The sequence below is a fragment of the Paraburkholderia sp. SIMBA_027 genome (assembly GCF_046535315.1).
GTDB lineage: Bacteria > Pseudomonadota > Gammaproteobacteria > Burkholderiales > Burkholderiaceae > Paraburkholderia > Paraburkholderia tropica.
The window spans coordinates 1-269 of sequence record NZ_JAWRWY010000648.1; the positions used below are offsets into that span (position 1 = coordinate 1).

The 269-nt window shown below is 32.0% G+C and carries 1 protein-coding gene; it reads right to left on the reverse strand.

The annotated features are described in order from the left end of the window. The coding region (locus tag SB764_RS40610; RefSeq protein ID WP_410866844.1) for a hypothetical protein at positions 1-269 on the reverse strand (269 nt) is incomplete at both ends.

A 269-nucleotide genomic window follows, 5' to 3' on the forward strand; every position in this document is an offset into this window, starting at 1 on the left:
TCAGTTTTATATCCTTTTAGGTTTTCATATCCAAATCGATACGTTCTATAGCTAGTCCCATATAAATTTGTCTCTTCTACCATCCTATATTTAGGAGAAAGAGATCCTGTATAATTTACATTATAGGCGATATAAGAGGGAGTATCTAAAATATACTCGGTATACAAAGCTGGTGTATCAGATTCTATAACTATTTCTGGAATTGAAAACAGAAAGGGAGATACAACTTCATATTGATATTCCAGAATAGAACCGTCTTTTACATTAGG